The following is a 24,499-nucleotide window of genomic DNA, read 5'->3' as shown; positions in this document are numbered from 1 at the left end:
TAGCGGTTTCTGTTAGAAAAGGCCCGCTCTTCCAATAACAAAAGGAAGGGCGGGCCTTATTGCATGCTCATTGTCGGTTAGGAGTCCTGCGGGTCGTCGTCAATCACGGTGTCCTTGGCATTGCTGACATATTTGCGCCACCAGTAGATGAGAAGAAGCACGATGATGGCAGCGGCAGCCAGAATGGCCCACATCCACCACTGCCAGTGAATACCAGAGCTGTTGAATGCGGCCTCGTCTTCCGGATCCATTGGCACTCGGTGGCCGGTGACGAGCAAGCGGTGGGTATTTACACCGTAGGGGGTGCAGGTAATGAGCGTAACGAGGTCCTGGCCTGGCTCACGGTGGAGCGAGCTGGTGTCCGCAGGCTCGACGACCCGAATATCGTGCACCTCGTACTTGAGCTTCTCGCCGCCGGCGGCGATGTAGAAAGCATCGCCCTTCTTGACCTTGGTGAGGTTGTCCCACAGCGTGGCATTCTGTAGACCCGTGTGAGCAGAGAGCGCTGCGTGCCTGCCCTCGCCGTTCCCCACGCCACCGACAGGTAGGTCCGTGCCGTAGAGGTGGCCAGCGCCGCGGGAGAGTGCTCTTTCTGAGGTGCCGTGATAAATGGGCAGATCGGAATCAATAGAGGGGATGACGATGCGACCCATGGCATCGGTCTCTGACAACACAGACAGGTATTGGCGGTAGCGCTGGTACTCGGGAGAGTTCTCGTCATCGGTGGTGGTCCAAGCGTCTTCCACACTGATTTGGCCCAGCTGGGCGTTGTAGGCCTGTGCCTCCTCCCAGGCGGTGTGCAGTACTTCTGGCGGGGCTTGCTTCTCCAGCTTGGCGTATTCCTCGGCGGCGCGGGATTGGGTGTGGTTGTTCCACTGCGTGGCCACGACGGGGTAGAGCAAGACACCGAGACCGACGAGGATCAGAATTAACGCAATGATGGCGTTGGGGTTGACGCCCTTCTTCTTGGGTGCGTCGCTGATTTCCGCTGGTTCGTGCTTGCCCATTGTGTCCTGCCTGTGGGGTTTGTTACCGCACGCCCTGGTATTGACGTGGGGGTAATTTTTGAATCTCAGGCTAGGGACGATGTAGCTCTGAGAGAAAACGTGTCTGTCTAGTCGCCGATAACGAAGCACAGGGCTTCATACCGATTCAGAGTGGCCTCGTCGATGGCTAAAATTTGATCAACCGCGCGCTGTTCGCGGAGCTCATCGATTGTGCGGGGCGCAAGATCTTGAAGTACATGCTCACGTTCAGCGCGAAGCTCCGCTGTGGTTTTGGGCGTGAAGATAGGGGCTGTCATGGTCCATCCTGTAGGTATGAAATTAGTCCATGAACTGGGAAAATACGTGGAGCCGACGACGGGAATCGAACCCGCGCCAGCAGCTTGGGAAGCTGCAGTTCTACCATTAAACTACGTCGGCGCAATGCAGAATGTGCATCGTCGTAAAGCTTAGCACCGCCGCCGCCCGAGGCCATAAAAGGCCCAGTGGGGAGGTAGACTATCAACCGTGCTTCTTTCTGATCGTGATATCCGTGCCGCCATCGCCGCTGATGCTCCCGAGCGTTTGAGCATCGAGCCTTTCGACGCCGAGATGGTCCAGCCTTCCTCCATCGATGTGCGCTTGGACAAGTTCTTCCGTGTGTTTAATAACTCGCGCTACACGCATATTGACCCCAAACAGGAAATGCCGGACCTCACCAGCGAAGTGGAGGTGGCCGAGGGCGATGCCTTCGTCCTGCACCCCGGCGAGTTCGTGCTGGGCGCCACGCTGGAGAAGTTCACTTTGCCGGCCAACCTCGCAGGGCGTTTGGAGGGCAAGTCCTCCTTGGGGCGCTTGGGACTGCTGACGCACTCCACGGCGGGATTCATTGATCCGGGTTTCTCCGGACACATCACTCTCGAGCTGTCCAACACCGCGAACCTGCCCATTACCCTGTGGCCGGGGATGAAGGTGGGCCAGCTGGCCATCTTCCAGATGTCCTCGCCGGCCGAAGCCCCGTACGGTTCCGGTGCGTTGGGCTCGAAGTACCAGGGCCAGCGCGGACCGACGCCGTCAAAGTCCTATCTGAACTTCCGCTAAACATTTTGCCCCTCGTCGGGCAGGCCGGTGCTGTAACGCCTAAAATAGCCGGTTATGCGTATGACTGTTATTGGTACCGGCTACCTAGGTGCGACACACGCCGCCTGTATGGCGGAGCTCGGCCACGAGGTACTCGGCGTAGATGTTGATGAACACAAGATTGAAGCTCTGAAGGGCGGCCGCGTGCCGTTCTATGAGCCTGGCCTGCCGGAGGTACTCGAGCGCAACATCGAGGCCGGCCGCCTAGACTTTTCCACCAGCTATGATGACGCCGCGGAATTCGCCAACGTGCACTTCCTCGGCGTCGGCACCCCGCAGGCCCACGGTTCCTATGCCGCGGATCTCACCTACGTGGAGTCCGTCATCACGGAGCTCGTGCCGCGTCTCAAGGGCGAACACATCATCTTCGGTAAGTCCACCGTCCCGGTAGGCACCGCGGCGCGGCTGCAGGAGATGGCCGATGAACTGGCCCCTGAGGGCACCAGCGTGGAAATCGCCTGGAACCCGGAGTTCCTCCGCGAGGGCTACGCCGTCAAGGACACCATCACCCCGGACCGCATCGTCCTCGGCGTCGGCGAGGCAGGGCTCGCCGACGGTGTAAGTAACGCCGAAGAGGTCGCCCGCGAGGTCTATGCGCAGCCGCTGGCGCAGAATACCCCGTTCATCGTGACGGATCTGCAGACCGCCGAGCTGGTCAAGGTCTCCGCCAATGCCTTTTTGGCCACCAAGATCTCCTTCATCAATGCAGTGTCGGAAATCTGCGAGATTGCAGGGGCGGACGTGGTCAAGCTTGCCGACGCCATCGGCTACGATGAGCGCATCGGCCGCAAGTTCCTCGGCGCGGGCCTGGGCTTCGGCGGCGGCTGCCTGCCCAAGGATATCCGCGCCTTCATGGCGCGCGCCGGCGAGCTCGGCGCGGACCAGGCGCTAACCTTCCTCCGTGAGGTCGACGCCATCAACATGCGCCGCCGCGACCGCGTCGTGGACCTGGCAAAGCAGACCTTCGATGGCTCCCTTTTGGGCCACCGCGTTACCGTGCTGGGCTGCGCTTTCAAGCCCAACTCCGATGACGTCCGCGATTCGCCAGCGCTCTCCGTGGCCGGTTCGCTCTCCCTGGCCGGTGCCGCTGTCACGGTCTATGACCCGCAAGGTATGGAGAACGCCAAGAAAGTGTTCCCGACGCTGAACTATGCGGCGTCGGCAAGCGCGGCACTCAAAGACACCGAGCTGGTCATCCTCGCCACCGAGTGGCAGGAATTCCGCGACCTCGACCCGGCGGAGGCCGGCGAGCTCGTGGCCCGCCGCCACATCATTGACGGCCGCAACGTGCTCAGCGTCGATGCTTGGCGCGGGGCCGGCTGGACCGTCGAGGCGCTTGGTCGCGTCCTTCCGGCACAGTAAACGCAGCAATCGCGGTGGTCAGCGGCACCGCTAGTGTCAGCGCCATCGCGCCCAGCAGGGAACGCAGAACCTCTGTGGCGACGAGGTCACTGGAGAGGATCTGCAGGGCTGGGCGCTGCGCCGCCGTGATGAGCATGAGCAGCGGCAGGGCCGCGCCGGTATAGGTCAGCACGATGGTGTACACCATGGAGGCGATATGGTCGCGGCCCACTTTCATCGCTGAGGTAAAGAGCGTGCCGGGCCCGGCTGTGGGGTCGGCGGCGTGGAGCTCGCGCACGGTGGAGGCCTGCGCCACCGCGATATCGTTGAGGCTGCCGAGCGCACCGATGATGAACCCGCACAGCAGCACACCTACGACGGAAACCCCCGGCATGTAGAGCAGCAGCTTGAGGTTATCCTCCGAGCTTGAACCCGTCAGTGCCGTGCTGCTTATCGACGCCCACCCCAACGCCCCCGACAACGCCAGCGCCACCAATGCGCCTCCCAGGGCGGAGGCGGATTTCCAGTTCACGCCGTGCACGAGAGGAACGGCGAGGAAAAGGATGGCCGCGCAGGTAACGAGCGCCAGCGGCAGTGCCGAATGGCCCTCGATGAGGGAGGGGATGAGGTAAAAGAACACAATGGCCAAACTGATTCCTAGGCCCACCAGCGCGCGTAGCCCGTGCCAGGCGGCGAAGCCGACAATGACAAGGGCCGCGATAATAGCCCACAACGCAAGGTTTCCACTGCGCTGAAAATCAGCGAAGGCATAGGTGCCGTCGCTGGAAACTGTCAGAATTACCTCGTCACCGGGGTGGAGGGTCGGGTCACTGGCCACGCCATAGAATACGAGCTGCGTCTTGCGGCCTGCGTCTGCGCCGGAGGTCAGGTCAATGAGGGCGCGGGAGCAGGAGGTGTCGTCGCCCTCGGCGGGGATGAGCGGGGCCTCATCGAAGGCGCGGCCCGTGTGGGGATCGGAGCACAGGTGGTTATCCATGGTCTCCACGGTGCCTTCGACTTGTGGATGATTGAGGGCGTAGGTCGTGGAAAAGTCCGGGCTGGTGTGCTCAGTGAGCGCGCTGGTGGGGCGGAGGATGAATAGTCCCGCCAGGGTTGCGAGGGCCGTGATGGCAAGAAATCCTAGGAGCCCCGTGCGCCACGGGCTGAGGTTAGTCATGCCTACTATTGTGAATGAGTTTCATAATAAAGAAAAGTATTGCTGACACGGTCAACAAGTTATCCACAGGCTGACGGCGGTGCCGTTGTGTGAGGCGGATGGGGCGTTTAGCGTGGCTGGCATGAACCTCGTGGAAGCGCATCTTCGCAGCCAGGCGGCGGGCATCGAGCTCGTCGCCGGCGTTGCGGGGCTGAGCTTCGAGCAGCTGCGGGTGTGGGGTCCGGAGTCTGTGGCGCGTTCCTTGCTGGCGCTTTTCGACGTTTACTTTGCCCCCACCTCCTTCACCCGCAAACAAGCGCGTGCCGTTTCGGCCGCCCGCGCCAATGGGCACGACTTGCCCACGCTGCTGCTCATTGAACGCTTCGCAGGAAGGCTGAAGAAGCAGCGTGAGGCGTGGGATTTGCGCATTGAATTGTGCGGCATCGTGGGAGATGAAAAGGCCGTGGCCCGCTATGCGCGCAAGCGCATTCGTGAGCTCAACCCGCCGCCCGCGCCGAAGCCGGGCGTGACAATTCGCCGCGGCAAGGAGCTGTCGAAGCTCACGCTCACGGCCCCGGCCGCGCTCATCGAGGACCTGCGCCCCAACATCGATGAGGACGATCCAGTCGGCTCGTTCACCGCTGCGTTTCGCGAAGGCCGCCTCGCCCGCCCCGTGGCCCAGACCCTCGCCGTCATGGAGCTTCCCGAATACGCCACAATCTTGGGCCGCTTGGGCGACCCGTCCACCCCGCGCCCCGACTCCGCCGCAACTCCGGTTTCCAGCCAGCCTGGAGCAGCATCAGATACCCCCGCTGCTGATGCCGGACACGATGCACGTGCTGGCATCAGCGATGAGACATCCGCTACCAGCGCGGCGCCCGACCTTGGGGATATCGTGATTCAGCTCTCCAACGGTGCCAAGATCACGGGTAAAGAGCTCATCGAGCGGGAGCTCGCAGAAGAAGGCCTCGTCATGCTCGTCGACCGCGTCAAAGGCCCCGTGGAACTCCACCGCACCCAGCGCGTTGCCTCGGAGAAGCAGCGCATCATGGCTTGCGGCGAGCAACCCACCTGTGCCTGGGGCCGTTGCTTGTGTGGGGCTGATTATTGCCAGATACACCACATCAAGGAATGGAGAAACGGCGGCGAGACAAACCCCGAAAACCTCACCCCGCTGTGCAAGTATCACAACGCCATCAATGGTCTCCCGGGCCGTGGCCGTATCGTGCGCGAAAACGGCAAGATCAAATGGGTGCCAGCCGGCCCCCGCGATCCGCGTGAGCCGGCCCATCCGCACCGAGCACCGCGAGCCCAGCGCATCCGCGAGCATCGCGACGACACCGCAAGCCATGACAGTGCTCAGCCAAGCGCCCGCACTGCAGAGTCCGCCACGCCGCCAGCACGTTCCGAGCCGGGAAGCCCCGCCCCGCCCGACCGCTAACGCTCGAGGCAAAGGGAGCGCGAACGCTTTCGCGCCGAGCGCGCCTCGTTACGCCTGCCCGATCGTGGGAAGCAGTGCTACTGGCGGTAGCTCACCAGGAAGTTGCCGAGCCGCTCAATCGCGTTCTCTAGCTGCGAGGCCCACGGCAGCGTAACCACACGGAAGTGATCCGGCGTGGGCCAGTTAAAGCCGGTGCCTTGCACCATGAGGATTTTCTCGGCGCGCAGGATGTCGAGCATGAGCTTCGAGTCATCGTGAATCTCATAGACCTCTGGGTCCAAGCGCGGGAAGCAATACAGCGCGCCCATCGGCTTCACTACGGATACGCCAGGGATCTCGTTGAGCTTCTCGTAGGCAATATTGCGCTGCTTGAGCAAGCGCCCGCCCTGGCCGGTGAGCTCATAAATGGACTGACGCCCACCAAGTGCGACCTGAATCGCGTGTTGTGCCGGCACATTCGGGCACAGGCGCATGCCCGCCAGCAAATCCAGGCCCTCGATGAAACCGCGGGCATGGGACTTCGGGCCCGTCAAGACCATCCAGCCGGCGCGGTAGCCGGCCACGCGGTAGGCCTTCGACAGGCCATTAAACGTGATCGTCAGCAAGTCCGGCGCCAGCGAGGCAATCGAAATGTGCTTCGCGCCGTCATAAAGAATGCGGTCATAAATCTCATCCGCCAGAATCAGCAGATTATACTCGCGCGCTACATCCACGATTTTCTGCAGGGTCTCACGCGAGTACACGGCACCCGTCGGGTTATTCGGATTAATGACCACAATGGCCTTGGTCTTCTCCGTTACTTTTGCGCGAATATCCTCAATGGACGGATTCCAATCATCCTCCTCATCGCACAGATAGTGCACGGGCGTGCCACCCGCCAGCGACGTCGCCGCCGTCCACAGCGGGTAGTCAGGGGCGGGGATGAGAACCTCGTCGCCGTCGTCAAGCAGCGCCTGCGTCACCATCGAGATCAGCTCGGAGACGCCGTTGCCCAAGTACACGTCATTGACATCGAAGCTGGGGAAATCCTCCAGCTCATAGCGGGTCACAATCGCGCGCCGCGCCGGGATAATACCTTTCGACGTGGAGTAGCCCTGGGAGGTCGGCAGCGCCGCAATCATGTCGCGCATAATCACGTCCGGCGCATCGAAACCAAACACCGCCGGGTTGCCGGTGTTGAGCTTCAGAATGCTGTGCCCGTCGAGCTCCATGCGCTCGGCTTCCGTGGAAACCTCGCCGCGAATATCGTAGGCAACGCCTTGTAGTTTGGTGGATTGATCAAAAATCCGGTTGTGTGTCATGCCGGATATGTTACTTCTGGTTCCACTCTTCCAGCTTGCGTTTGGCCAGATTCATCGCATCGCCGGTGATTTCACTTGCTTGGCGACGCCTCTCCGCCCACTGCGCCTGCTCCAACGCCCGCATCTGTGCGCGTTCTTCAGCGCCGGCGGCCTTGAGCTCGCGCATGCGCTGGCGCTCAATCTGCCGCGCGGAGGGCTGGTGCCAGGACGCGGGGCCCACCTTGGCCACGTACAGCATGATCCACAACGCGGGGATGAGGAAAAGCAAACCCGTTCCGGTCAGCGCGGCGGTGACGCCGGACAGGGCAGCAAAGGATGCAATCGAGCCGAATAAAAGCCCCAGTGAGCCCACCATGGCCGTGGCCAATCGGGGCTTCCGGGTTGACTGGTAGGCGCGCGCGACGTCGCCCTGGGAGTAAATCTTCAGCTCGCTGCTGGCCTTGGTGGGGATATCCATGAAGACTTCTGCCAGCTCGCGGCGAGTCGTCGCCTCCATGATCGCGTCGGTGCGCTCTTCAAACTCGTCCATCGATAGGCGGCCCTCACCCAAGGCCTGGGCGAGGTCGTTGACGGCGTCGGTCCGTTCGGCGTCGGAAAGCCGCATACTGAAGGGATTAGTCACGCCCTATATTCTATCAGTCCTTTTCTTCCGTCTTTTCGCGCACGAGACCGGAGAGGAACGGGAAGATAGCCACGGTGAGCGCGCCACCGGCGATGAAGATGGAGGCTGTTTCACTATCGACGATGCCGGAATCCACCGCTAGCGTCATGACCGCCACGATGATGGGCAGGCCGGTCGCCGCGTAGAGAGCCACTTGGAGGCGCTCGCGGGTGGTTTCGACGTCGGAGCCAGTTTGGTGGAGGTTTTCGCGCAGGAACACCGGCAGGCCGCGGGTAACCAGGATGAGCAGCGGGATTCCGAGGACCTTGAGGGGCTCATCCATGATGACTTTCCAGTCAATAGCCATGCCGGAAACCACGAAGAAGACGGGGATGAGCATGGAATAAAACACCACGTCGAGGCGGTTCTCCAAGCCCTTATGAAACTCATCGGGCACGATGCGGTTCAAGATGATGCCCGCCGCGAAGGCGCCCAGCACGATATCGAGCTCAAAGACGGCGGTGACCGCCATGAGGATAGCCAGAATCAAAATGATGAGGCGCATGATGGTCTGGTTCGTTGAGCCCGCCCCGGAAATGAAGGCGTCCTTGAACCACGGCATGAGCGTCGTAATAGCAAAGGGCATGATGGCCACTGCCACCGCGATTGCGATGAAGGCCAGAAGAATCAGCATCGTTGTCCACGTGGAGCGCGTTCCCAGAAGGAGCGCCATCGCGGTAATTGGCGCGACCTCACCGATCGCGCCGTGGATGACTACGGAATCGCCCACGCGCGTGCCAAGGAGCTTCTCCTGTTTGAGCATCGGCGTGATGGTACCCAGGGCGGTGGAGGTTAAAGCGATGGCCATGACGATGGCGCCGGGGATGTCGTCCATGAGGAAGTAGGCACCAACACCACACGCGACCATGCAGATAAGCCACGTGGAGAAACCCGTCGCGGCTTCCTTAGACTTCAGGGAGGCGAGATCGATTTCGAAACCGGCGAGGAGGAACAGCGCGCCGACGCCGAGTTCTTTCAGCATGCCGATGCCGGGGTCTTCGTGCGCCAAGCCCAACATCGAGGGGCCGATGAGCATGCCGAAGAAAATAAGCAGTGCCACGGCCGGCATCTTCTTGCCGAGGATATGGGATACCAACGGCGCCAGCAGCGCTGCTGCCATGATCCATGCGAAGGACACCAGCGAGTCGGTGTAATTGTTGTCGCCCGAGGCGAGGACGTAGGTCACGTCAGATTGCATGGAGTAGAGCGTACCTGTGCGAAACCAGGCACGCCTAGCTCACGCGGCGCTGCTGTGGCTGACGTCGCACTAGTCCTCGCTTTCCGACGCCCCTTTCTCCGGCGCGCGTGGCGCATCCGGAGCCTTCGGCACGGAGCCCGCATTTGGTGCGCTCGGTGCTGGTGGCGCCGCCGGAGCCTTCGGTACCGAAGGACTAGATGAAGCATCCGTGGATGCGTGCGGTGCCGCGGGCGCCGCCGGAGCTGCGGGTGCTTGCGGTGTGTTTGGCGTTGTTGCAGCCTTGGGCGCCGCCGGGGGATCTGCTGGCGCCGCCGGTGCACCGGGAACGTTTGGCGTTGTTGCAGCCTTGGGCGCCGCCGGGGGATCTGCTGGCGCCGCCGGTGCACCGGGAGCGCTTGGCGTTGTTGCAGCCTTGGGTGCCGCCAGTGCGGTTGGTACAGCGGCCGCGTTTGGTGTGCCTGGTGCCGCAGGAGCGCTGGGCGTAGGCGGCGCTGAAGGGGCAGCTGGTGCCTGCGGTACAGCGGCTGCGTTCGGTGCCGGAGTGTTTGCAGATGGAGTCGCGGGTGCGTCTGGCACGGACGCTGCCGTAGGTGCTGTGGGAGCACTCGGCGCCGTAGGAGCGGTTGGAGCTCCTGCGACATGCGGCGCAGCTGGGGCCTGCGGTGCGCTGGGTGCAGTCGGCGTTGATGGCGCCTGCGGTGCACTGGGAGCCGTTGGCGCAGCCGGGGTAGATGGCGCGGCGGGTGCTTGCGGTGCAGTCGGCGCGGCAGGAGGCGTTGGCGTTGCGACCGCGTTTGGCGTACTCGGCGCTGTCGCTTCTGACTGCGCAACCTGGCTGGAAGGCTGTTCCGGAGCGGGCTTTTCTGGGACAGGCTCGCGGCGGGGAGTATCGAGGAAGGCCTTCTCGCGCGCGGTGGGAAGGTCGCCGGAGGGGGCAATGGCGTCGCGAAGCATGAGCGCCACATCGCTGACCTGTGTCTGCGGCGCGATGGACTTCACACCACCCGTCAGCATGACATTGCAGAACGGGCAGCCCGTCGCAATCTGCTCGGCCCCGGTCGCCACGGCCTGCTCTGAGCGGAACTCGTTCACCCGCTTGCCCAGGTTTTCTTCCATGAACATGCGCGCGCCACCGGCGCCGCAGCAGAAGGCCTCGTCGCGGTTATGGTCCATCTCCGCCAGTGTTGCACCGGTCGCCTCGACGAGCTCACGCGGTGGGTCGAAAACTTTATTGTGGCGCCCCAGGAAGCACGGGTCGTGGTACGTAACGGGGCGGCGGTTCTCCGGCGACCGCGGCACCGGCACGAGCAGCTTCTCCCGCACCAAACGGTTGAGCAGCTGCGTATGGTGCAGCACATCGAAGTGGCCGTCGAAATCGGGATACTCGTTGCGGATCGTGTTGAAGCAGTGTGGGCACGTGGTGATGATCTTGCGCTGACCCTTCGGGACGCCGGCAAAGGCGTCGTTAAGCGTGGCTACATTCTGCTCCGCCATCACCTGGAACAGGAACTCATTGCCGGCACGGCGCGCCGGGTCGCCGGTACAGGTCTCGCCCGTGGCCAGCACACCGAACTTCACGCCCGCAGTGTGCAGCATGTCCACCACCGCGCGCGTCGTGGCGCGGCCCTTGTCGTCGTAGGCACCCGCGCAACCGACCCAGAACAGGTACTCCAGGTCCGAAAAATCCTCCGCATCCTCGCCGATGATCGGCACCTCGATGCCGTCGGCGCGCGCCTCATCGATCCACGCGCGCCGCTCCGAGGCGTTGCGCCCCCACGGGTTGCCCTTCGTCTCCATGTTCTTAAACAGCCCCGTCAGCTCCGACGGGAAATCAGATTCCGCCAGCACCTTGAACCGGCGCAGGTCCGCCACGTGGTCGATGTGTTCGATATCCACCGGGCACTGGTCCACGCAAGCACCGCAGTTGGTGCAGGACCACAGAACGTCATCATCAATCGTGCCCGCCATCGCCAGCACGTTGAGCCCCTCGTGCGGGTTGTAATTATCCAGCGCGCCCTGGCGCAGGTCCATCATGAGCTTCTTCGGGCTCAGCGGCTTCTCGGTGTTCCACGCGGGGCACAGGTCCTGGCAGCGGCCGCATTCGGTGCAGGAGGAGGCGTCGAGAAGCATCTTCCAGCTCCCCGGTTCGAGGTCCTCCAAGTCCGGCGTGGGGAGAGCGCCCAGCGCCTTCTCGCCGTCGGCGTTGCGTTGGAAGAAGATGTTGAAAAACGCCAGGAAACGGTGCCACATCACGCCCCACTGGAAATAGCGCGCGATGCACGCGATAAACACCAGGCCCGTGAGCAGCTTCACCAGGGCAAAGAATTGCACCATGCTTGCCGACGCCGGCAGCACCCCCGCCACACGCATCGTCAAGAAATCAGCCCACGGGGACCCACCGCCGTACGTGGTGATGGCGGCGGCCTTGACGGCGAGCATGCCCAGGCCTTCGAGGAGCACGATGGCCTCCACCAGGCGCGCGGGGAAGACCTGCGAATTGTAGAAGCGGCTGCCGCGGTCGGTGTGGCCGAGTTTGAGGCGCACGCCGATGAGGAAACAGATACCGAGCACGGTGCCGATGGCGAGGACCTCTTCGATGAAGTGGTACACCGGCCAGTCGCCGAGCCACGGCCAGCCCTTATCGGGCGCGAAGGTTTGAATATAGGCCTCGAACCACACGATGGCGCCGAAGAGGAAGCCCACCATGACGAGCCAGTGCGCGGCATTGATTAGTGGCCGGCCTTTGAAGTGGGTATGGCCGAAGACTTCGATGAGCACGCGGCCAAGGCGCGCCATGGGGCGGTCGGTACGGTTCAGCTGCGTGGGACCGCCGGAGCGGATAAACCGAAACAGCGCCGTGAGGCGGTAGATGAAGTACAGCCACACCGGGATCGATGCGGCGATGGCAACCCAGCCGAACATGCGCGCTCCTTTAATTGCTGCTGTGCGTGCCTCCTACCTTAAATCCCCCGGCCCCAAATCAGTGAGTCAGCATTCAGCTATCATCTTGAGGGCTAAGAATTCAGGAGGCGTTGTGGGCAGAATCAATGTTCCGAAGGCCGCGGTGGGCCTCGTTGCGGGCTTCGCAGCATTCGGAGTGGCCGGAGTTGCGGTTGCGCAGGGCGGTCTGACGGCGAATCTGGCGCTGTCGGGTACGTTCTTCAACGTCAACATTCGTCACTTGGAAGGTGACGGCTTTTCCTTGTTTGTGGACAGCGACAAGAAGGGCGAGGAGGACGTGCCCACCGCCCGCCTCAAAATGGAGCACGCGGTGGCCTCGGACTTGTGTCTGTATGTCACCACTGACCTGCCTGCGGTGGGGGAGTCCACGCTCGCGCTTAAGGCTAAAGGCGATAACAGCGTGGAGGCCACTGGTCTCCTCGTCGGTGCGTCGAATATCGAGGGCTCGCTGGTCATGCAGGACGCGAACGTGGGCATCGACGCCAGCCAGCTGTCCCAGTCCGCCGACCCGGGGACGTGGGGCCTCTATGCCAAGCAGGTTTCGCTGACTGCCGACGACGTGCGCGCCACCTCCATCGGCGCGAAGACGCTATCTGCAAAGAACGTGGGCGTCTCTGTGCGGCGGGGGCACGATAATGTCTGCTGATCACGCTAGGGATTCCGACGCAGCACTGCATGGAGCAGAAGCGCCGGATTCTCTCGATGTTGACCAGGCTGTAGCTCCCGCGGCAGCCACAGGCGGGGCGTGGGGGCGGTTTAAGGCGTGGCGCGCCGGGCGGCCGTTTATTCCGGGGCTGCTGCTCATTCTTTCGGGCATCGTCATCGCTATGCCGGCCTACTTCACGGTGCAGATCTCGGACCTGCTCGTTATGATTTCTACCGTGTCGGGTGTGTCCACGCTGCTTATCGGGGCGTTGCTGGTCATGTTTGGCCTTGGCGCGTGGTTTCGCCCGGGAACCGCGACCTACCTCGGCGTGCTGGGCATCATCGTGGCGGTCATCGCGCTTCCCACCTCCAACTTGGGAGGCTTTCTTATCGGCTCAGTGCTCGGCATCATCGGCGGCGCGCTGACCTTGGCCTGGGAGCCTAGCGATGCGTAAACGCCGCCCTTCGCGCTCACGGAAAGCAGTGATCGCTATTGTCGCAGTCCTCGCGGTGAGCGCGAGGGGCGTAAGCGCGCAAGTTGCGCCCGCACAACCTTATTTCTCTACCGTGACGGCTGATGAGGTGACGCTGACGGGGAACGTGAAAGCCTCGCTGGGTACGATGCCCACCCGCGATGGGGAGGTGCGTGTGCTGGAGCTGACCGGGGACCGCCTCGTCGTGCGCGATTTGGCTATCACGCTGCCGGGCAACGCCGGCGATGGGCTGCTCACCACCGACGACGCCTTGACCGAAGTGGAGGGTTCAGTGCGTATCGTGGCGACCTCCGTGACTGCCACGCCCGCTGTCGAGGGCGTGGACACCGTTCCTGTCACGGCGGATCTCACTGGCGGCGATATCAACGCTGTCCTCGATCAGCTCGGTATACCCCAGCCGAATCCTGTCCCAGACGCTGAGCTTCCCGACGCTCTCATGGAACACCTTTCCCTCACTGACGTCACCCTCGAGCTGGCGAACCTCACGGGCGACTCGTTCTCGGCCCCGATAATGTCCGTGACGGTCGACTAGCGCTAGTCCTCGCGGAACTGAGACTGGTGGAGGCGCCAGTAGGCGCCGTGGGCGTCGAGAAGCTCGGCGTGGGTGCCCTGTTCGACGATGCGGCCTTCTTCCATGACGATGATGAGGTCGGCGTCGCGAATCGTGGACAGGCGGTGCGCGATGATGAAGGAGGTGCGGTCCGCGCGCAGGGCGTTCATGGCTTGCTGAACGAGCACCTCGGTGCGGGTATCCACGGATGAGGTGGCTTCATCGAGGATGAGCAGCGCTGGCTGCGCCAGGAAAGCGCGGGCGATGGTGATGAGCTGGCGCTCGCCGGCGGAAATCGCGCCGCCATCCTGGTCAATCTTGGTGTCATAGCCATCGGGGAGGGAGTGGACGAAGCGGTCCACGTAGGTGGCCTTCGCGGCGGCGATGACTTCCTCGTCGGTGGCGTCGAGGCGGCCGTAGCGGATGTTGTCCATGATGGTGCCCTCAAAGACCACGGCGTCCTGCAGCACCATGCCCACCTGGGAGCGCAGCTCGCGGCGCGAGATCTCCGCGGTGTCGACGCCGTCGAGCCGGATGGAGCCCGAGTCGATGTCGTAGAAGCGCATGATGAGGTTGACCAGCGTGGTCTTGCCAGCGCCCGTGGGGCCGACGATGGCCGCGGTCTGGCCGGGCTCCACGCGCAGGTTGAGGTCCTGGATGAGCGGCTTGTCGGGGTTGTAGGAGAAGTCGACGTCGTCGAACTCCACGAGCCCCTTCGCACGCCCACCCAAGCGGGAGGTGGACTCCTCGGCGGGCTCTTCCTCGGCGTCGAGGAATTCGAAGACGCGCTCTGCCGAGGCCACGCCCGACTGCACCTGCTGCATCATGCCGCCGAGCTGGCCCAGCGGCTGGTTGAACTCGCGCGAGTACTGGATGAAGGCCTGCGCCCCGCCCAACGTCAGCGAGCCAGAGGCCACCTTCAACGCACCCAGCACCGCGATGACCACGTAGGACAGGTAGGAGATGAACTGCATGATCGGCATCATCATGCCTGCCAGGAACTGAGCCAGCGAGGCGGAGCGGAACAGCTCCTCGTTGCGCTTATCAAAATCCTCCGTCATAGAATCGATGCGCCCGAAGACAGTCGCCAGATCGTGGCCGGAGAAGGCTTCCTCGACCTGTCCGTTGAGGTCACCGGTGGCTTTCCACTGCGCCTTGAACTGCTTCTGCGCGCGCGAGCCAATCACCGCGATGACCACCGCGGTCAGCGGCAGCGCCAGCAGCGCCACGAGCGCTAGCTGCCAGGACACGGTGAACATCATGACCGTGATGCCCACGACCATGAGCAGGTTATAAAACAGCTGCGAAATGGCCTGCTGCAAGGCGGACTGGATGTTATCGGCGTCGTTGGTGGTGCGCGAGAGGAGATCGCCGCGCGACTGCGTATCGAAGTAATTGAGCGGCAGCGCATTGAGCTTGGCCTCGATGCTCTCGCGCAGGTCGAAGACGATCTTCATGACCATGGAGTTGAGCAAGTAGCCTTGCCACCACTGGAAGAGCGAGGACACCACGTACATCGCAATCACGATGCCAATAATCGTGCCCAACGTGGAGAAGTCGATGCCGAAGCCCGGGTTCAAGTCCATGGCTGAGGCCATGTCGGCGAATTTATCCTGCCCGCCCGCGCGCAGCGCCTCGATGGCCTGTTCCTTGCTCATCCCAGCGGGCAGCTGGCGGGAAATGACGCCGGAGAAAATGACGTCGGTGGCCTTGCCCATCACCTTCGGCGCGGCCACGGCGAGGAACACACAGATGATGTTCATCGCCGCAATCGCAAACAGCTGCACCTTAAACGGCGCGAGCAGACCAAAGAGGCGCTTGGCGGAGGGCCAGAAGTTCTTGGCCTTGCGCGGGGCGTTCTCGCCGGTCTTCTCCTCGAACTCGGCTGTGGTGTCATTATTCAAGGTAGCGTTATCCTGCTCAGCCATTTATGCCACCTCCGAGGTCTTCTGGGATTCCACAATCTCGCGGTACGTCTCCGAGGTCTCAAGCAGCTCCTCGTGCGTGCCGCGGGCCACGACGCGCCCGGCGTCCATGACCAGAATCTGATCCGCGTCCACAATCGAGCTCACGCGCTGCGCCACGATGATGGTCGTCGCCTCCGCGGTGTACTCGCGCATTCCGGAGCGCACCGCGGCATCCGTCAGCACGTCGAGCGCGGAGAAGGAATCATCAAACAGGTACACCAGTGGTCGCGCAACGAGCATGCGCGCGATGGACAGGCGCTGGCGCTGGCCACCGGAGACGTTGGTGCCGCCCTGCGCGATGTGCATGTCGAGGTCCTCAACAAAGTCAGCTTGCGCCACGCGCAGCGCGTTCCACAGCTCCTCATCGGTGGCCTCCGGCGCACCCAGGCGCAGGTTGGAGGCCACGGTGCCGCTAAACAGGTAGGGCTTCTGCGGCACGAGGCCTACACGCTTGACGACGTCCTTCCGCGCCATGTCGGCGATATCGGTGCCGTCGAGAAGCACGCGTCCCTTCGTCGGGAGGTAGAGGCGCGGGATGAGGGAGAGCGCGGTGGTCTTGCCGGAACCCGTCGCGCCGATAAGCGCGGTGGTGGTGCCGGGGGTGGCGGTGAAGGAGACGTCGTGAAGCACGGGCGCTTCGGCGCCGGCGTACTGGAAGGAGACGTTGTCGAACTCGACCACGCCTGCGGAGCGCTCCGGGGTGCGGGGCTGGTCCGGCTCGGTGATGGAGGGCTCGTGCTCGAGGACATCGGTGATGCGGCGCGCGCAGATGACCGCGCGCGGGAGGATCATCGCCATGAAGGTGCCCATCATGACCGCGGCGAGGATTTGCAGCAGGTACTGCAGGAAAGCGGTCAGTGAGCCGACCTCCACGAGGCCTTCGTCCACGCGGTGGCCGCCGAACCAGAGGACCGCGCCGGTGGCCACGTTGAGAATGACGGTGATGATGGGGAACATGAGGATGAACAGCTGGCCGACCTTGAGGGAGAGATTGGTCAGGTCGCGGTTGGCGGTGCGGAAGCGCTCGGATTCGTGCTCCTCGCGGGTGAAGGCGCGGACGACGCGGATGCCGGCGATTTGTTCGCGCAGGGTGCCGTTCATGACGTCGAGCTTGCCTTGCCAGGCGCGGAAGAGCGGCATGAGTCGGACGATGATGAGGGAGATGGCGGCGAGCAGTACGATGACGGACACCGCGACGAGCCAGGACATCCCGGCGTCTTCGCGGATGGCCATGATGACGCCGCCGATGGACATGATCGGCGCGGTGACCATGAAGTTGAGCATCATCATGTAGACCATCTGGATCTGTTGGACGTCGTTGGTGCCGCGGGTGATGAGGGTGGCGGTGCCGAAGTTGTTCATGTCCTCGGCGGAGTAGCGGGTGACGCGGCGGAAGATGTCGGAGCGCATGTCGCGGCCCAGGCCCATGGCGGTGCGGGAGCCGAACCAGATGGCGGCGATGGCGGCGAGGACTTGGACGAAGGCCACGATGAGCATGATGCCGCCGGTGCGCCAGATATAGTCGATGTCTACTTGAGCCACGCCTCTGTCGATGATCTTCGCGTTGAGCGAAGGCAGGTAGAGCGTTGCCGCGGTGGATAGCGCCTGGAGGAGCAGCACCGCGATGACGTAGCCGGTGTACGGCTTGGAGCGGGATAGAAGGATGCGAACGAGTTCCATGTGTCAGCGTTTCGTGCGTGTTGGCGGCCGCGCTGGGCCACTGGAGAGCATTGACCGCGCAAGTCTATCCGTTATGGTTGCGCGGGCGCTAGCCCGCGCTAGAAGCAGACCGGGGCGCGCTGGGCCCGAGTAGTGACGGTTGCCCAATCTTCCACGCTGTCGGTGGGGTGGCAGAGGCCCTCCCACGTCGTGATGGCCACGCCACGTGCCATGAGCTCTAGCAAAACCAAGTGGCGGTCGCCGGAGGCGGCGAGTTGGTTGAGGTCCGCGTGGCTTATATCCGCATCGGGGCCGAAGCCCACGCGGACGTTGCCGATAAGTCGCAGGCGCGGCGTCGTCCCCTTCGGGCAGGGTGCGACAGCGGATTCAGCACCGGACAGTCCCGCGAAACGGCGCAGCAAACCAAACGGCGCGGGGCGCTCGCAGTAGAGGTCCACGCACAACCCGGCTTTGATGAGTCGCTCGGCGGTGGAGAGTGCGGCGGGGCCGTCCCCGACAATGGCGACACGCTGCATGGGAACCCCTTCAGCTCGGAAGAAATAGACTGTCTAGTCTGTAAATCTAGTCCGCTCGGTTCATTCTGGCCAATTTTTATTCTTCCGAGTACCCAAGCTCACAGCCCTCGCACCCCGCTACTGGGCTGCGCGCAAGCCCAGCTGCCTTTAATGTGAGGTGTCATGACCGAACCAACTAACCTGCTGGACCGCGGCGACTACCGCGACCCCAGCATTAGCCCCGAAGGCACCCGCGACACCGCACCGCTCGAGCCTGCCGTGGCCCAGCGCAACCAGGAACTCGTCGAGGAGTGGGCCGATAAGCTCCACGACGCCCCCGCTGAGACCATCACCGAATGGGCCGCCGAGCACGCGCCGGGCCGGCTTGCCGTCACGATGTCCATGGAAAACACCGTGCTCGCCGAGCTTGCGCACCAAGCGCACCTCGACGCCGACCTGCTCTTTATCGACACCGGCTGGCACTTTCCGGAGACGTTGGAGGTAGCGGGGGACGTCGCCAAGCGCTATGCGGACCTGCCGCTCGTGCGCGTCCTGCCTATCCTGAGCCCCGAGGAGCAGGACAAGATTTACGGTCCGCGCCTGTACGCGCGCGACGTTGCGGCGTATAACCGCATGCGCAAGGTGGAGCCGCTCAACATGGCCATGGACCCGTACGTCGGGTGGGTCACCGGCCTGCGCCGCACCGATTCCGAGCACCGCGCCACCGCGCCGGCGCTGAGCCTAGACCGCACGGGCCGGCTGAAGATTTCCCCGATTATTACGTGGGACCTCGATGACACCGACGCCTACATCAAGGAACACGACCTCATCATCCACCCCCTCACCCTGCAGGGCTACCGCTCCATCGGCTGCGCGCCGTTGACCTTCCCGGTAGGCGAGGGCGAGGATGCGCGCTCCGGGCGCGTTTTCGCTGACGGCAAGACAGAATGCGGGTTGCACGAATAATGACTCTTTCACCACACCTTAAAGACTTAGAGAACGAATCCCTCCACATCCTGCGCGAAGTCGCCGGGCAATTCGACAAGGTAGGCCTGCTCTTTTCCGGCGGCAAGGACTCCGTCGTCGTCTTCGAGCTCGCCCGCCGCGCCTTTGCGCCCGCTACCGTGCCCTTCGAGCTCATCCACGTGGATACCGGCCACAACTTCCCGGAGGTCATCGACTTCCGCGATCAGCTCGTCGCCGAGACCGGCGCGCGCCTGCACGTCGCCCATGTCCAGGACTGGATCGACCGCGGCGACCTCCAGGAGCGCCCCGACGGAACCCGCAACCCGCTGCAGTCCGTGCCGCTCGTGGAGACCATCGCGGAGCGCGGCTACGACGCGGTCCTGGGCGGCGCGCGCCGCGACGAGGAACGCGCCCGCGCCAAGGAGCGCATCTTCTCCATCCGCGATTCCTTCGGCGGCTGGGACCCGCGCCGCCAGCGCCCGGAGCTGTGGGACCTTTACAACGGCGGCAAGATGGCCGGCGAAAACGTGCGCGTGTTCCCCATTTCCAACTGGACCGAGTCTGACATTTGGGAATACATCGGCGCCCGCAACCTGGAGCTGCCGTCCATCTACTATTCCCACCAGCGCGAGGTGTTCAAGCGCAACGGCATGTGGCTGACCCCGGGCGAATGGGGCGGCCCGCGCGAGGATGAGCCGCTGGAGACCCGCACCGTGCGCTACCGCACCGTGGGCGATATGTCCTGCACCGGCGCTGTGGAATCCACCGCCGCCTCTCCCGATGAGGTGCTCGCGGAAATCTCTATCTCCACCCTGTCGGAGCGCGGTGCCACCCGCGCCGATGACAAACTGTCCGAGTCCGCCATGGAGGACCGTAAGAAGGAAGGCTACTTCTGATGACTCTCGCACCGAATGTTGGCGCGCTCAAGCAGCGCGATACCCTGCGCCTGTGCACCGCCGGTTCCGTCGATGACGGCAAGTCCACCTTCGTGGGCCGCCTGCTTTATGACACCAAGTCCGTGCTTGCGGACCAGGTGGAGTCCATGGAGCGTTCTTCTGCCGACCGCGGCTTCGACGGCATGGACCTCTCGCTGCTTGTCGACGGCCTTCGTGCCGAACGCGAGCAGGGCATCGCCATCGACGTGGCCTACCGCTACTTCGCCACCGATAAGCGCACCTTCATCCTCGCCGATACACCGGGCCACGTGCAGTACACGCGCAACACGGTGACCGGCATGTCCACGTCCCAAGCGGTAGTGCTGCTTGTCGACGCCCGCAATGGCGTCGTCGAACAAACCCGCCGCCACCTCAACGTGGCAGCACTCTTGGGCGTGCGCCACGTGATTCTGGGTGTGAACAAGATCGACCTGGTGGACTTCGACGAGGCCACGTTCCGCGCGATTGAGGCGGAGTTCAACGAGGTCGCCGCGCGCCTGGGCATTACGGATTCGGCGGTCATCCCGATTTCTGCGCTCAAGGGCGATAACGTGGTGGAACGCTCCACCAACATGGACTGGTACGAGGGCCCGACGGTCCTCGACACGCTGGAGACCGTCCCCGTGGCGACCGGCCGCGCCGACGACTTGGACTTCCGTTTCCCCATTCAGTACGTCATCCGCGAGCACGCCACCGATTACCGCGGCTATGCCGGGCGCGTGAAGGCCGGGCACGTGGCGGTGGGGGATGAGGTGACGCTGCCGGGCGGGCGCACCTCGACGGTCACCGCGATCGATACCACCGATGGTCCGCTTGGCTCGGATGAGGCGGCGCGCGCTGGGGATTCCGTGGTCCTGCGTCTGGCCGACGAGATCGACTTGGCCCGCGGTGACCTCATCGCTGGCACGCAGCGCCCGGAGGAGGTGCGCGAGTTCGCCGCCACCGCGGTGGTCCTAACGGATAAGGAGCTGCGCGCAGGGCAGATGGTGAAGCTGCGTTATGGCACCGCGCTGGTCAAGGCGCGCGTGGCATCGGTTGATCGGGTGCTGGATTTGGATGGCGTGGCGGATGTTGAGGCGCCGGAATCAGCAGCCCTCAACGACATCGCTTTCATCACCATCCAGACCCAAGCGGAGCTTCCCGTGGAGGACTACGCCGCCCGCGGCGCGGTGGGCAATTTCCTGCTCATCGATCAGTCGAGCGGCAACACGCTGGCCGCAGGTTTTGTGGGCCAGCGGCTGCGCTAACGGTTGCGTTGCGGCGGCCGAACCGCCGCGCTAGCCCACCGGTGGGACGTCACCAGACATGATCACCTTCTGCTGGTCCTCGTCCCAGCGGAAGCCGGCATGCGTCTCTCCAGTGCGCCCCGCATTGGATTCGCCCTCGCGCGGCCAGTGGTAGGTCACGGCGATTTCGTTGCTGCTGACCTGCTCGACGGTGGGGAAGAAGCCATAGGGCTCAGCGGTGGCGGTGCCCAAATACTCGCCCTTGTGGAAGAGCATGATGTGATAGGGCGAGGAGGACGTTCCGCGCTCGATGCTGATGGTCTGCCAGCTCAGCTCCGCGCAGGGATCGAACTGCGAGAAATCCACCAGCGTCCAGTTATTGTCATTCCACGGTGGAATCGTGCCAATGCCTGATTCATAGGCCGCGTGGGCGTCGATATCCTGGCAGGATTCCGCTTCGTCTGTAGGGGACTCGGCGGGCAACGTCGGCGAGACACCCGCGGCCGGTGACGATGAAGCAGGGCCCTCGGAGTCCTCTGCGCTTTCCGAAGTGTTGTCGGCCGCGCTGTTCTGCACGGAGTTGAACGTCGGTGAGTCCGCAGTATCCTGCGCCCCGTCGTCCTGGGAGCAGGCAGCCAGCGGGAAGCAGATAACGGCAGCACCCAGGAGGGCGACGGCGGACCTAAGCATTGATGTTCCTTCCTTAAATAGTGCGCCTCATCTACGGCGCACGATTGGCTCTATCTTATCTAGCCCATCGGCGGAACATCGCCGCTCATGATGACTTTGTGCTGGGCCTCGTCCCAACGGAAGCCAGCGTGTGTCTCGCCCGTCGGTGCGGCATTGGCATCGCCTTCTTGTGGCCAGTGGTAGGTCACGGAAATCTCGTTGCCATTGACCCGCTCCACGCTGGGGAAGAAGCCATAGGGCTCAGCGGTGGCGGTCCCGAGGTACTGGCCGTAGTGGAAGAGCATGATGTGGTGCGGCGAGGAAGCCGTTGCGCCCTCGATGGAAATGGTCTGCCAGCTTAAGCTCGCGCAGGGATCGAAGTGGGAGGAATCAACCAGCGCCCAGTTGTGGCCATTCCACTGCGGAATCTGGGCGATGTTGTCGTTGAAAGCCGCCTGGGCGTTTCCTGCCTCGCAGACTGCGGGGCTGGCCTGGGCTTCTTCAGGGGTGCTGCACGCGATAAGGGGGAAGCAGAGCAGTGCGGCTGCGGCGAATACTCGTGGGGTGAACATGGTGTTCTCCTTTCTGAGGTCTCGGTGTGGTTCCAGACCCTACAAGCGGCCACAACGCTCAGAACAGAGTTGTGGAGAGCATTCCTCGGGCCAGCGGGTAGTCTCGCAGGCATGGAGAATCTTTCTGGTCGTACCTTGTTCGTCGCCGCCGTGGACGCTGAAGCCGCGCATGTACCGGAAGGAGCACCGCTGCTTATCACGGGTATTGGCACGGTACCCGCCGCCATCGAGCTGACGTCGGTCTTGGCCTCAGCGCAGCAGCTGCCGGAGCGCGTCATCAACATTGGTACTGCGGGCGCGCTTCGCGACGATCTTGCTGGCGTCTTCGAGATCTCCCACGTTCGCAAGCACGACTTCCACCTGGAGGTGCTCAGCGATGTTTCTCGTTATCTTCTCCCCGAGGTCATCGAGCTAGAGACCTCCGGAAAGCTGCCCACTGAGACTCTGGCGACGGGCGATTCCTTCATCTCGGATACCCCTATCCGCACGCGCCTTGCCCAAGATTCCGCGCTGTGCGATATGGAGGGCTACGCTATCGCCGCGGTGTGCCGAAAGTTCGGTGTGCCGTGCACGTTGCTCAAGCAGGTATCGGATACCGCGAATGAGGAATCCTATGGCTCGTGGGCCTCGGTGCTCGATCGCGCCGCGGAGGAGCTGGCCGTCGCCTTCGGTACGGTAACTGCGGACTAGGCCCTCGATACGACAACTGCCCTAGCCGCCAAAGTTATGCCCCGTCATTGAAGCGGGAGCACTGGTTTTGGCAGATAGGGCAGTTATACGGCCAGGGAGAGCCATGAAAGCTGCGCTGCAGCTTTGGCTAGCGGGCGCTACTGGCTTCCAGGTTCTCGTAGAGCTCCATGACGGTGTCGTGGCCCTCTGACGTGGAAATCTTGATGTTCTTGGCTTCGATTTCGCCGGCGCGCAGGCTGGCCATCTCCTGGTGGTAGCGGAAGACCACGGCAATCGTGGCAGCCACCGGCACGGCCAGGAAAGCGCCAATGATCCCCGCCAGGGCGGAACCCACGGTCACGGAGAGCAGCACCATTGCTGCGTGCAGGCCCATGGCCTTGGACTGCAGCATTGGCTGGAGCACATTGCCCTCCACCTGCTGGACGATGATGATGAGGGCGAGTGCCAAGAGAGCCTTGGTCAGACCATCGGAGACCAACGCGATGATGACGGCCAAAGCACCCGCAGTGACAGCACCAATGACCGGGATGAAGCTGGCGAAGAAGGTCACCACGCCGATGACGAGAGCCAGCGGAACCTGGAGGACCCAGAGGCCGAGGCCGATAAGGATGGCGTCGACAGCTGCGACGGCTGCTTGTGCCTGAATGAAGCCAGACAATGTATTCCACACGCGAGTCAGTAGCTCAGTGGCGTGCCAGCCCGCGGAGTAGCCGGAGTAGGTGCGCAGCCATGGCAGGAACTTGTCGCCGTCCTTGAGGATGAAGAAGGCTACGAAGAGCATGATGGCGAGCGCCATGGCGATGGAGCTGGCCATCGATACGCCGGAAATCACCCCGGTGGCAATGTTGGAAGCTTGGCCCTTGATGAAGGTCATGGCGTCATCGAGTACTTCCTGCACCTTCGCCGCATCAATCTCAAAGGGCAGGTCCTTGGCCATATCGACGAGCTTGTTCAAGCCGCTCTCAGCTTGGCTGACCAGGGATGCACCCTGAGAGGAGACCACCGGGGCCATCGCCGCGAACACGCCGCCAATGATGGCCAAAAAGCCCAGCAGCGTGGTGATAGCGGCCAGCGCACGGGGGAACTTATGCGCACGCAACCAGTTGGTCACGGGGAAGAGCACCGTGCACACCAAAATGGCCAGGATGACCGGCAGTAGGCCCACCCAGATGAACTTCAGCAGGTAGCCGGCCAAGCCGACACCTGCCACCACGATGATGAAGATCAAGCACACTTTGGCCAGGGAGATGGCGTCGCGCCCGAGGACGCGGGACTTGTCATCAGTTTTCGAGACAGGCAGGGCAGCTTCTTCATTGATGGGCTTCGCAGCAGCGGACGCCGCCGCGTCAGAGGCAGTGGAGGGCTGGGGGTCGGTGCCCGAGCGGGCACCGTCGCCATTGTTGTTTGTCATGCGCTACATCTTCTCATA

The 24,499-nt window shown here is 63.2% G+C and carries 23 protein-coding genes and 1 tRNA gene; 10 read left to right on the top strand and 14 right to left on the bottom strand.

What is annotated here, in order from left to right; translation table 11 throughout:
- Nucleotides 1-77: 77 nt before the first annotated feature.
- The 3 genes from RDN59_RS00170 to RDN59_RS00160 form a co-directional block, all read right to left on the bottom strand.
- Nucleotides 78-1,007, bottom strand: a complete 930-nt coding sequence (locus RDN59_RS00170; RefSeq protein ID WP_070624245.1) for a class C sortase — start codon at nucleotides 1,005-1,007, stop codon at nucleotides 78-80.
- A gap of 107 nt (nucleotides 1,008-1,114) precedes the next feature.
- On the bottom strand, nucleotides 1,115-1,303 hold the full coding sequence (locus RDN59_RS00165) for a hypothetical protein (RefSeq protein WP_070448130.1): 189 nt from the start codon (nucleotides 1,301-1,303) through the stop codon (nucleotides 1,115-1,117).
- A gap of 47 nt (nucleotides 1,304-1,350) precedes the next feature.
- Nucleotides 1,351-1,424: transfer RNA gene (locus RDN59_RS00160), tRNA-Gly, on the bottom strand.
- An 87-nt stretch (nucleotides 1,425-1,511) separates the two neighbouring features.
- Here RDN59_RS00160 and dcd point away from each other — a divergent pair.
- Together dcd and RDN59_RS00150 are read left to right on the top strand one after the other, a co-directional pair.
- The gene (gene dcd, locus RDN59_RS00155; RefSeq protein ID WP_193629463.1) at nucleotides 1,512-2,084 is read left to right on the top strand and encodes a dCTP deaminase; all 573 of its coding nucleotides are present in this window, start codon (nucleotides 1,512-1,514) and stop codon (nucleotides 2,082-2,084) included.
- 54 nt (nucleotides 2,085-2,138) lie between these two features.
- Nucleotides 2,139-3,485 carry a UDP-glucose/GDP-mannose dehydrogenase family protein gene (locus tag RDN59_RS00150; protein ID WP_308606019.1) on the top strand — a complete coding sequence of 449 codons (1,347 nt, stop codon included), beginning with the start codon at nucleotides 2,139-2,141 and terminating at the stop codon, nucleotides 3,483-3,485.
- On the opposite strand, the gene RDN59_RS00145 is transcribed toward RDN59_RS00150, so the two are convergent.
- The gene (locus tag RDN59_RS00145; protein WP_308606018.1) at nucleotides 3,415-4,641 is read right to left on the bottom strand and encodes a YibE/F family protein; all 1,227 of its coding nucleotides are present in this window, start codon (nucleotides 4,639-4,641) and stop codon (nucleotides 3,415-3,417) included. The genes RDN59_RS00150 and RDN59_RS00145 overlap by 71 nt on opposite strands.
- Nucleotides 4,642-4,762: 121 nt before the next feature.
- Between RDN59_RS00145 and RDN59_RS00140 the strand changes: the two genes are divergently transcribed.
- Entirely contained in the window at nucleotides 4,763-6,061 is a 1,299-nt protein-coding gene (locus RDN59_RS00140) for an HNH endonuclease signature motif containing protein (protein ID WP_308606017.1), read from the top strand.
- Nucleotides 6,062-6,138: 77 nt separating this feature from the next.
- On the opposite strand, the gene RDN59_RS00135 is transcribed toward RDN59_RS00140, so the two are convergent.
- The 4 genes from RDN59_RS00135 to RDN59_RS00120 form a co-directional block, all read right to left on the bottom strand.
- Nucleotides 6,139-7,362 carry a pyridoxal phosphate-dependent aminotransferase gene (locus RDN59_RS00135; protein WP_308606016.1) on the bottom strand — a complete coding sequence of 408 codons (1,224 nt, stop codon included), beginning with the start codon at nucleotides 7,360-7,362 and terminating at the stop codon, nucleotides 6,139-6,141.
- Between the two features lie 10 nt (nucleotides 7,363-7,372).
- Nucleotides 7,373-7,984, bottom strand: coding sequence for a DUF1707 domain-containing protein (locus RDN59_RS00130; protein WP_308606015.1), 612 nt, complete (start codon nucleotides 7,982-7,984; stop codon nucleotides 7,373-7,375).
- 13 nt (nucleotides 7,985-7,997) lie between these two features.
- Complete coding sequence (locus RDN59_RS00125) at nucleotides 7,998-9,221, bottom strand: cation:proton antiporter (protein WP_308606014.1); 1,224 nt, start codon at nucleotides 9,219-9,221, stop codon at nucleotides 7,998-8,000.
- A gap of 69 nt (nucleotides 9,222-9,290) precedes the next feature.
- Nucleotides 9,291-12,143, bottom strand: a complete 2,853-nt coding sequence (locus RDN59_RS00120) for a (Fe-S)-binding protein (RefSeq protein ID WP_308606013.1) — start codon at nucleotides 12,141-12,143, stop codon at nucleotides 9,291-9,293.
- A gap of 112 nt (nucleotides 12,144-12,255) precedes the next feature.
- Between RDN59_RS00120 and RDN59_RS00115 the strand changes: the two genes are divergently transcribed.
- The 3 genes from RDN59_RS00115 (at nucleotide 12,256) to RDN59_RS00105 (ending at nucleotide 13,853) form a co-directional block, all read left to right on the top strand.
- Nucleotides 12,256-12,828, top strand: coding sequence for a DUF6230 family protein (locus tag RDN59_RS00115; protein WP_308606012.1), 573 nt, complete (start codon nucleotides 12,256-12,258; stop codon nucleotides 12,826-12,828).
- Entirely contained in the window at nucleotides 12,818-13,282 is a 465-nt protein-coding gene (locus RDN59_RS00110) for a DUF6114 domain-containing protein (protein WP_308606010.1), read from the top strand. The genes RDN59_RS00115 and RDN59_RS00110 overlap by 11 nt, the downstream gene beginning before the upstream one ends.
- Before the next feature lie 112 nt (nucleotides 13,283-13,394).
- Nucleotides 13,395-13,853, top strand: a complete 459-nt coding sequence (locus RDN59_RS00105) for a hypothetical protein (protein ID WP_308606009.1) — start codon at nucleotides 13,395-13,397, stop codon at nucleotides 13,851-13,853.
- 2 nt (nucleotides 13,854-13,855) lie between these two features.
- Here RDN59_RS00105 and RDN59_RS00100 read toward each other — a convergent pair whose 3' ends face one another.
- The 3 genes from RDN59_RS00100 to RDN59_RS00090 all read right to left on the bottom strand — a co-directional run bounded on the left by RDN59_RS00100 (nucleotide 13,856) and on the right by RDN59_RS00090 (nucleotide 18,033).
- Nucleotides 13,856-15,799 carry an ABC transporter ATP-binding protein gene (locus RDN59_RS00100; RefSeq protein WP_308606008.1) on the bottom strand — a complete coding sequence of 648 codons (1,944 nt, stop codon included), beginning with the start codon at nucleotides 15,797-15,799 and terminating at the stop codon, nucleotides 13,856-13,858.
- Complete coding sequence (locus RDN59_RS00095) at nucleotides 15,800-17,518, bottom strand: ABC transporter ATP-binding protein (protein WP_308606007.1); 1,719 nt, start codon at nucleotides 17,516-17,518, stop codon at nucleotides 15,800-15,802.
- 98 nt (nucleotides 17,519-17,616) lie between these two features.
- Complete coding sequence (locus tag RDN59_RS00090; protein ID WP_308606006.1) at nucleotides 17,617-18,033, bottom strand: methylenetetrahydrofolate--tRNA-(uracil-5-)-methyltransferase; 417 nt, start codon at nucleotides 18,031-18,033, stop codon at nucleotides 17,617-17,619.
- Between the two features lie 162 nt (nucleotides 18,034-18,195).
- Here RDN59_RS00090 and RDN59_RS00085 point away from each other — a divergent pair, with 162 nt between their 5' ends.
- Genes RDN59_RS00085 through RDN59_RS00075 form a run of 3 tightly spaced genes read left to right on the top strand, consistent with a single transcriptional unit; the run spans nucleotide 18,196 to nucleotide 21,160 of the window.
- Nucleotides 18,196-18,978, top strand: coding sequence for a phosphoadenylyl-sulfate reductase (locus tag RDN59_RS00085; RefSeq protein WP_308606005.1), 783 nt, complete (start codon nucleotides 18,196-18,198; stop codon nucleotides 18,976-18,978).
- On the top strand, nucleotides 18,978-19,874 hold the full coding sequence (gene cysD / locus RDN59_RS00080; RefSeq protein ID WP_308606003.1) for a sulfate adenylyltransferase subunit CysD: 897 nt from the start codon (nucleotides 18,978-18,980) through the stop codon (nucleotides 19,872-19,874). The genes RDN59_RS00085 and cysD overlap by 1 nt, the downstream gene beginning before the upstream one ends.
- The gene (locus RDN59_RS00075) at nucleotides 19,874-21,160 is read left to right on the top strand and encodes a GTP-binding protein (protein ID WP_308606002.1); all 1,287 of its coding nucleotides are present in this window, start codon (nucleotides 19,874-19,876) and stop codon (nucleotides 21,158-21,160) included. Before cysD ends, RDN59_RS00075 begins: the two co-directional genes overlap by 1 nt.
- A 30-nt stretch (nucleotides 21,161-21,190) precedes the next feature.
- Here the strand turns inward: RDN59_RS00075 and RDN59_RS00070 are convergent, their stop codons facing one another.
- Entirely contained in the window at nucleotides 21,191-21,829 is a 639-nt protein-coding gene (locus tag RDN59_RS00070) for an LppP/LprE family lipoprotein (RefSeq protein ID WP_308606001.1), read from the bottom strand.
- Nucleotides 21,830-21,888: 59 nt separating this feature from the next.
- Entirely contained in the window at nucleotides 21,889-22,380 is a 492-nt protein-coding gene (locus RDN59_RS00065) for an LppP/LprE family lipoprotein (RefSeq protein ID WP_308606000.1), read from the bottom strand.
- Between the two features lie 111 nt (nucleotides 22,381-22,491).
- Between RDN59_RS00065 and RDN59_RS00060 the strand changes: the two genes are divergently transcribed.
- A complete protein-coding gene (locus RDN59_RS00060; protein WP_308605999.1) occupies nucleotides 22,492-23,070 on the top strand; it encodes a nucleosidase in 579 nt (192 codons plus the stop codon).
- Between the two features lie 127 nt (nucleotides 23,071-23,197).
- Here the strand turns inward: RDN59_RS00060 and RDN59_RS00055 are convergent, their stop codons facing one another.
- Nucleotides 23,198-24,481 (bottom strand): AI-2E family transporter, encoded by a 1,284-nt coding sequence (locus RDN59_RS00055; protein WP_308605998.1) that lies wholly within the window; start codon nucleotides 24,479-24,481, stop codon nucleotides 23,198-23,200.
- Nucleotides 24,482-24,499 lie beyond the last annotated feature (18 nt).

The organism is uncultured Corynebacterium sp., from assembly GCF_902489365.1.
In the GTDB taxonomy this organism is placed as follows: Bacteria; Actinomycetota; Actinomycetes; order Mycobacteriales; family Mycobacteriaceae; genus Corynebacterium.
Note: the sequence above shows the minus strand (reverse complement) of the source record. Positions and strands in the feature narration are given on the sequence as shown.

Bases quoted from the DNA above. Each gene is read 5' to 3' on its own strand.
- RDN59_RS00120 (WP_308606013.1), bottom strand. From the start codon at position 12,143: ATGTTCGGCTGGGTTGCCATCGCCGCATCGATCCCGGTGTGGCTGTAC.
- RDN59_RS00095 (WP_308606007.1), bottom strand. From the start codon at position 17,518: ATGGAACTCGTTCGCATCCTTCTATCCCGCTCCAAGCCGTACACCGGC.
- RDN59_RS00145 (WP_308606018.1), bottom strand. From the start codon at position 4,641: ATGACTAACCTCAGCCCGTGGCGCACGGGGCTCCTAGGATTTCTTGCC.
- RDN59_RS00150 (WP_308606019.1), top strand. From the start codon at position 2,139: ATGCGTATGACTGTTATTGGTACCGGCTACCTAGGTGCGACACACGCC.
- RDN59_RS00065 (WP_308606000.1), bottom strand. From the start codon at position 22,380: ATGTTCACCCCACGAGTATTCGCCGCAGCCGCACTGCTCTGCTTCCCC.
- RDN59_RS00135 (WP_308606016.1), bottom strand. From the start codon at position 7,362: ATGACACACAACCGGATTTTTGATCAATCCACCAAACTACAAGGCGTT.
- RDN59_RS00090 (WP_308606006.1), bottom strand. From the start codon at position 18,033: ATGCAGCGTGTCGCCATTGTCGGGGACGGCCCCGCCGCACTCTCCACC.
- RDN59_RS00075 (WP_308606002.1), top strand. From the start codon at position 19,874: ATGACTCTCGCACCGAATGTTGGCGCGCTCAAGCAGCGCGATACCCTG.
- RDN59_RS00125 (WP_308606014.1), bottom strand. From the start codon at position 9,221: ATGCAATCTGACGTGACCTACGTCCTCGCCTCGGGCGACAACAATTAC.
- RDN59_RS00055 (WP_308605998.1), bottom strand. From the start codon at position 24,481: ATGACAAACAACAATGGCGACGGTGCCCGCTCGGGCACCGACCCCCAG.
- cysD (WP_308606003.1), top strand. From the start codon at position 18,978: ATGACTCTTTCACCACACCTTAAAGACTTAGAGAACGAATCCCTCCAC.
- RDN59_RS00170 (WP_070624245.1), bottom strand. From the start codon at position 1,007: ATGGGCAAGCACGAACCAGCGGAAATCAGCGACGCACCCAAGAAGAAG.
- RDN59_RS00140 (WP_308606017.1), top strand. From the start codon at position 4,763: ATGAACCTCGTGGAAGCGCATCTTCGCAGCCAGGCGGCGGGCATCGAG.
- RDN59_RS00110 (WP_308606010.1), top strand. From the start codon at position 12,818: ATGTCTGCTGATCACGCTAGGGATTCCGACGCAGCACTGCATGGAGCA.
- RDN59_RS00165 (WP_070448130.1), bottom strand. From the start codon at position 1,303: ATGACAGCCCCTATCTTCACGCCCAAAACCACAGCGGAGCTTCGCGCT.
- RDN59_RS00070 (WP_308606001.1), bottom strand. From the start codon at position 21,829: ATGCTTAGGTCCGCCGTCGCCCTCCTGGGTGCTGCCGTTATCTGCTTC.
- RDN59_RS00100 (WP_308606008.1), bottom strand. From the start codon at position 15,799: ATGGCTGAGCAGGATAACGCTACCTTGAATAATGACACCACAGCCGAG.
- RDN59_RS00085 (WP_308606005.1), top strand. From the start codon at position 18,196: ATGACCGAACCAACTAACCTGCTGGACCGCGGCGACTACCGCGACCCC.
- RDN59_RS00060 (WP_308605999.1), top strand. From the start codon at position 22,492: ATGGAGAATCTTTCTGGTCGTACCTTGTTCGTCGCCGCCGTGGACGCT.